Source organism: Luteibacter sp. P4_E6, assembly GCF_056401535.1.
Genome location: NZ_JBFUJE010000276.1, coordinates 1 through 5,198, shown reverse-complemented (window position 1 = coordinate 5,198; position 5,198 = coordinate 1). Strand labels below are relative to the sequence as shown.

General features: G+C 61.3%; 6 protein-coding genes and 1 pseudogene. 3 read left to right on the top strand and 4 right to left on the bottom strand.

Going from position 1 to position 5,198, the window contains the following annotated elements:
• From AC1DT2_RS15245 to AC1DT2_RS15235, 3 genes are all read left to right on the top strand, one after another.
• A partial coding sequence (locus AC1DT2_RS15245; RefSeq protein ID WP_477297220.1) for a hypothetical protein occupies positions 1 to 634 on the top strand: 634 nt, incomplete at its 5' end.
• Between the two features lie 79 nt (positions 635 to 713).
• On the top strand, positions 714 to 1,307 hold the full coding sequence (locus AC1DT2_RS15240; RefSeq protein WP_477297218.1) for a PIN domain-containing protein: 594 nt from the start codon (positions 714 to 716) through the stop codon (positions 1,305 to 1,307).
• Between the two features lie 114 nt (positions 1,308 to 1,421).
• On the top strand, positions 1,422 to 2,216 hold the full coding sequence (locus AC1DT2_RS15235; RefSeq protein WP_477297217.1) for a hypothetical protein: 795 nt from the start codon (positions 1,422 to 1,424) through the stop codon (positions 2,214 to 2,216).
• A 728-nt stretch (positions 2,217 to 2,944) separates the two neighbouring features.
• On the opposite strand, the gene AC1DT2_RS15230 is transcribed toward AC1DT2_RS15235, so the two are convergent.
• From AC1DT2_RS15230 to AC1DT2_RS15215, 4 genes and pseudogenes are all read right to left on the bottom strand, one after another.
• Positions 2,945 to 3,352: a nuclear transport factor 2 family protein gene (locus AC1DT2_RS15230; RefSeq protein ID WP_477297216.1), complete on the bottom strand. Its 408-nt coding sequence runs from the start codon at positions 3,350 to 3,352 to the stop codon at positions 2,945 to 2,947.
• The gene (locus tag AC1DT2_RS15225; RefSeq protein ID WP_477297215.1) at positions 3,349 to 3,969 is read right to left on the bottom strand and encodes an NADPH-dependent F420 reductase; all 621 of its coding nucleotides are present in this window, start codon (positions 3,967 to 3,969) and stop codon (positions 3,349 to 3,351) included. The genes AC1DT2_RS15230 and AC1DT2_RS15225 overlap by 4 nt, the downstream gene beginning before the upstream one ends.
• Before the next feature lie 10 nt (positions 3,970 to 3,979).
• Positions 3,980 to 4,927 (bottom strand): SDR family oxidoreductase, encoded by a 948-nt coding sequence (locus AC1DT2_RS15220; RefSeq protein WP_477297214.1) that lies wholly within the window; start codon positions 4,925 to 4,927, stop codon positions 3,980 to 3,982.
• Positions 4,928 to 4,979: 52 nt separating this feature from the next.
• A pseudogene (locus AC1DT2_RS15215) lies at positions 4,980 to 5,198 on the bottom strand (NADP oxidoreductase); the annotation flags it as partial.

The window sequence follows — 5,198 nt, the reverse complement described above, 5'->3', positions numbered from 1 at the left end:
GAGCTACATCAGTGTCGGCAAGTTGAAGGACGGAACGTTCATCTCGTCCAGTGGGGCAAACGACTTCACGTATCGATGTGTGGGCAAGGTTCTGTCAGGCTCGCAGTATGAAATGGCGGTTCCGGGAGAGCCCTCGGAGTACCCAGCCGTCAGCCGTTGGAACGCAGACCGCAACGCGGCCAGATACCTCGAGCCAAAGGGAACAATACCGCCTCCCGATGTCTTCACCGGAACCTGGAAGAATGCCGAGTGCTACCCCGCGAGGGAGGGCGCGGCCGAGCAGTGCAACGCCGTGAGGCTTGCCATCGTGCAGCGGGGTGAGAACCTCTGTGGCGTCGTCCGCGATGCCGATGCGTCCACGGCCAAGACGCCTGACAAAGGCAGCGCAGTTGTTGGGACCGTCGTCGGCGGCGTTGCCATCATGGTGGTTCAGGCGGCATCGCAGGGATCGTATCTGGCGAGGGCGTCGATCTCGTCCCCCGGCATGGGATTTCGCATCGTTGGTGGCCTGGCAGGCGCGACCAACGCGGCGCTCGAAGGCGTCCCTATCACGGCGCATCTTATGCGTGACGACTCGGAAGCTGCGACTGGTGAGATGATGCGGCTGTCGGAGTCGTGCACATGGCCCGAGTGACCCCTCTTCCTTCATACGGTTGACCAGCGCTTGGATCGGCTGGACGATTCAATTGGCTTGAACTGCGAGGAGGGGGCTCATGAGAACGAACTATGTCCTGGTGGACTACGAGAACGTCCAACCTAAATCCTTGGCGGCACTCGCAGGTGACCAGCCCTTCAAGGTGCTGCTGTTCGTCGGTGCCAGCCAGGCGAAGGTGACCTTCGAGGTCGCTGATTCCATGCAGGCACTCGGGGGAAATGCCAGCTACGTCAAGATCAGCGGCAATGGTTCGAACGCGCTGGATTTTCATGTCGCCTACTACATCGGCCGGATCGCCTGTGAGGATCCGACAGCCTTCTTCCATATCATCAGCAAGGACGCGGGCTTTGATCCACTAATTGYCCACCTGAAGACCAAGAAGATTCTCGCAGCCCGGCACAAGGACGTCAGCGATATCCCGTTGTTGAAGGCCGCCAATACCAAAACCTTGGCCGAGAAGGTCGAAGTCGTTGTAGCCAATCTTCGGCAGCGGGGCAGCGCGCGGCCCCGCACGGTCAAGACTTTGTCGAGCACCATCGGGGCGCTCTTTCAGAAGCAGCTGGGCGAGAGCGACATCAAGGCCGTTCTGGGCGAACTGGTTAAGGCTGGTCACGCTGTCATTGATGGAACGAAGGTGAGTTACAGCTTGTAGGAACGGAGGTCCTTGGAGTGCGTGAGGAACGCCCCCCGGACGACTCGACTTCATCCGCACGCAATCCTATGCTCAGCCTCAAGCCCACAGGAACGGTGGGAGTAGGGGAAGTTCATGAGAACAGTGACCGCTCGCACCCTTTGCCTCCACGCCCGCTGGCCGGCGCTGGTCCTGGTGGCCTCCATCGCCGCCCCTGCCTTTGCCAACGACGCACCCATCCTCTCTCAGATGCAGGCTATCGACCTTAGTAGTCGCGTAGCCCGCCAGGTGCCTGGGGTGACCGATCTGGTTATCGCCCCCATGCCTTACGAGGCCGCCAATCTTCGCTGGGTGACCCTGTTCAAGCGGAATACGGGGGATGGCTTCATCGTTACCCTGGACGAGAGCACCGGAGAAATCTGTGCCTTGTTCGAACATCAGGACAAATGCGCCGCCGAGGGCAGCGCGAGCGATGAGATCGCCAAAGCTAAGGCCGTTGCCAAGGCGAGCGAGGAGGCAAGTCTGCATCCGCCGCCGGATCTCGAAGACCTCTGGCTCACGGTCCTGCTCAAGATTGCTCCAAGCAAGGCGCCTTCGCCGGGAGGCTTCGGAAGTACGTGGTATGTCAGTGTCAGCACGGGTGCAGAGAAACCTGTCGATCTCCCAGCAACCGCCATCGCCAAGGCACAGATTCCGGGCATCAAGATCCTTCCGGCAAGCTCGGCGCCCACCGTCGCCGCGGCCAACAGTCCTACGCAAGGGGACTATCACATCGGCATCGGCATCCCGGTAAAGCGACCGGACGGGAATTATGACGTCACATACGGTTACTACTGTGGCGTGGTCTGCGCAGCCTCGATCACGWCGGTCGTGTCTCACGACCATTGGGGTTGGCATATCGTTTCGAGCCGGACGAACTGGGTCTCTTAACCCAAGCGTTCATTACTTGTCCTTCGCCGCAATTCGCCCGGAGGGTTGCTGGCGATCGCGAATGCACTCCATGTAGAGCCGGAGAACGACATGGTACGAGAATGGACTGATTTGACGGACGCGGAGATCGCCCGACTTTGGTTGGACGAGTCTAGAAACGGCCATCGGGAAGGCGAAGGAATCATTGCCTTCAAGAGTCGACGAAGTGGCCGCGATGAATAGCATTGCTCACTGGACGGTAGCTATCGCCCTTCTATGTACTTCCGTCGCGTGGGCGGAACAGCCTTCATTTACCGGGCAAATGCGACGGGACATATCCCGCCTCAGTAAGCCCGAGTACATCGGCGATGCAAAAGATGCCGCGCTCTCAATATGCAACGCGATTCGACATAGGCGACCAGATCAGGCGTTACCTGTAGAGCTTGTCCCTGCGCTCGAGGGTGCATTGGATAGCAAAGACAACGGCGTTCGATATTTCAGTGTACGAAGTCTCGCTCTCATTGGTCCTGGGGCCAATGGATCGCTTCCTGCTTTACGCCAACTTCTCGATCGGGAGCGGCATCCGCCGAAAGGTACGGTGATGTTCGGGATCAGTCCTGTCCCGCAAATCGAGAACGCTATCGCAGTCATTGAGGGGAGATCGACCCAAGTTCGGCAGGCGGTTTCTGATCACTGCGAATAGCGATGTGGCATCTGCCGTCACTTCTTCTGATCTGCCGCAGAGCTAGTCAGCCCGAGTCCCTCTCCGAGGCCCGCGCCAATGCCTGCGTATCAACATACTCCCGAATCTTCGCCACCTTGCCCTTTCGAACGGTAATGGCGAACACCCAATCGTCCTCGAACGTCCTGTTCGTGGCTTTGATTCTTCCCGTAGCGAAGCCCACGACCATAACCCGGTCTCCCTGCGCCACGTATTCAGGAGGCTCCGGGAATGAAGTCTCCATCGTTTCGGAGGCCTTCTGAAGGAAGGCACGCAATCCCGCGTGCCCCCGGTGCGTACCGGCCAGCGACCAATCCTCGCCCGGAACGATCCACTCGATATCGTCGGCACACAACGCGAGCAGGCCTTCCTTATCGCCGCTGCCCATGGCTGCAAAGAAGTCCTTCACAACCTGGACATTCTCTTGCACGCTCATCCGAGGTCGACCTTCATCGCGATGTCGAAGCTGCCGGCACCGTTTTGAGCCAGGCCGATAAGCATCAAGCCGAGCGMTTCGAGCGTTGCAGCCATGTGCAGGCCGCCGACATCGAACGGACGCAGCCCGAGACTCTCGATGAAGGTCGACACGCGGGCCTTGGCTTCCGGATCATCAGCTGCGATGAACGCGTCGAGACGTCCACGCTGAGCAAGGACGGGGCCGAAGAGGGTGTTGAACGCCTTCACGACATGCGCGCTGGCCGGCGCGCCCTTGGCGATCTCCTGCGCACCCGAACTGCCTGCGGGGGTGACGAGGCTTTTGGCGTCTTTGGACACCGGGTTGGTGATGTCGATGATGACCTTGCCGTCGAGCGCGTTTCCGTACTCGGCGACCACCGCTGCCGCACTGCTGTACGGCACGGCGAGGATGACGATGTCGCCCTTCGGCGCGGCGCCGTAGGTCCCTGTGGTCGCTGGGGCCGTGAGCCGGTCGGCCAGCGCCCGTGCCTTGGCGACGTCGCGGCTGATCACCTCAACGGCGTGTCCGGCCTTGGCGGCGCGGCCACCGATCGCTGCGGCCATGCCGCCTGATCCAATGATGCTGATCGTGCTCATGCGCAGTGTCCTAGTGGGTTGAGTTAGGGAAGTAATGGCCGTTGTCCAGATCGGCGAACAGGCCGGGCTGAGTGGGTTCCCAGCCAAGGGTCCGACGGGTAATGGCACTGGATGCGGCGACATCCAGCTTCACCAGATTCGCGAGGAACCCGAAAAAGCCCGGCAGCATCAGCTCATCCGCGGGAATCGGCACGGCCGGCAGGTTCAAGCGGCTGCCGATGGCTTCGGCGATGTCGCGGAACGGAATAGCCTCGTCGGCAACTGCATGCCAATTCCTGCCGGCGGGGCTCTTCTCCAGCGCCAGACGGAACACGGTGGCGAGGTCGCGGGCGTGCACGGCCGACCACTTGTTCTTGCCGTCACCGGGATAGCCTACGACGCCCTTCTCCTTCGCAAGCCCGATCAGTATCGGGAGGAAGCCGGCGTTGTCGGTCGTGCTGTGCATGATGGTAGGAATGCGTACGACCGAAGAGCGCACGCCTTGTTCGGCGAGGCCGAGCACCGTCGTTTCGACAATGTTGCGAACGCGCAAGGTGCCTTTGTACTTCTCGCCGCCAGAGAGGGTGGGGTCCTCCTCGGTGGCTGKACGGCCGAGATGTTCCCAACCTGGCGAGCCGATGCTCCCGGACGTGACCAGCGGCTTTCCGGTCCCCTTCAGAGCCTCCCCGTAGGCGAGCATGATCTTGTGCTCCGCGGCAGCCACCGCGTCGAGGCCTCCGGTGGGAAGCAGGTCTTGCCGGTGCGCGACGTGGATGACGCCGTCGGCATCTGCAGCTGCCGCCTTTAGCCCGTCGAGATCATCAAGGTCGCCGCGACGCACCTTGGCGCCAAGGGCGGACACTGCCTCCGCAGACTTATCCGACCGGGCTAGCGCAGTAACCGTGTGGCCGGCTGCGATGAGGTCGGAAATGATATACGGACCGGAATGGCCGGTTCCGCCGGTAACAAAAACATGCATGCTGATAATCCTTGTGGGTGATGTGATTCGAGACGTCGTGGTGCCGGCGTACTCAGCCGAACAGGCTGAGGCCGATGGCGAAGTGGGTGTGCTTGACGGAGTGGGTCATGAGGCCCAGCGACAGAAGGCAGACGTGCTCCAGCGTGCGCGCCATGGGCAGCGGCCCGACGTCCAGCGGGCGCAGTCCGAGACTCTCGACGAACGACGAGACGCGCGCCTTCGCGTGCGGGTCGTCCCCCGCGAGGAACACATCCAGCGGGTGGTCCTTAGA

Bases quoted from the DNA above. Each gene is read 5' to 3' on its own strand.
- AC1DT2_RS15230 (WP_477297216.1), bottom strand. From the start codon at position 3,352: ATGAGCGTGCAAGAGAATGTCCAGGTTGTGAAGGACTTCTTTGCAGCC.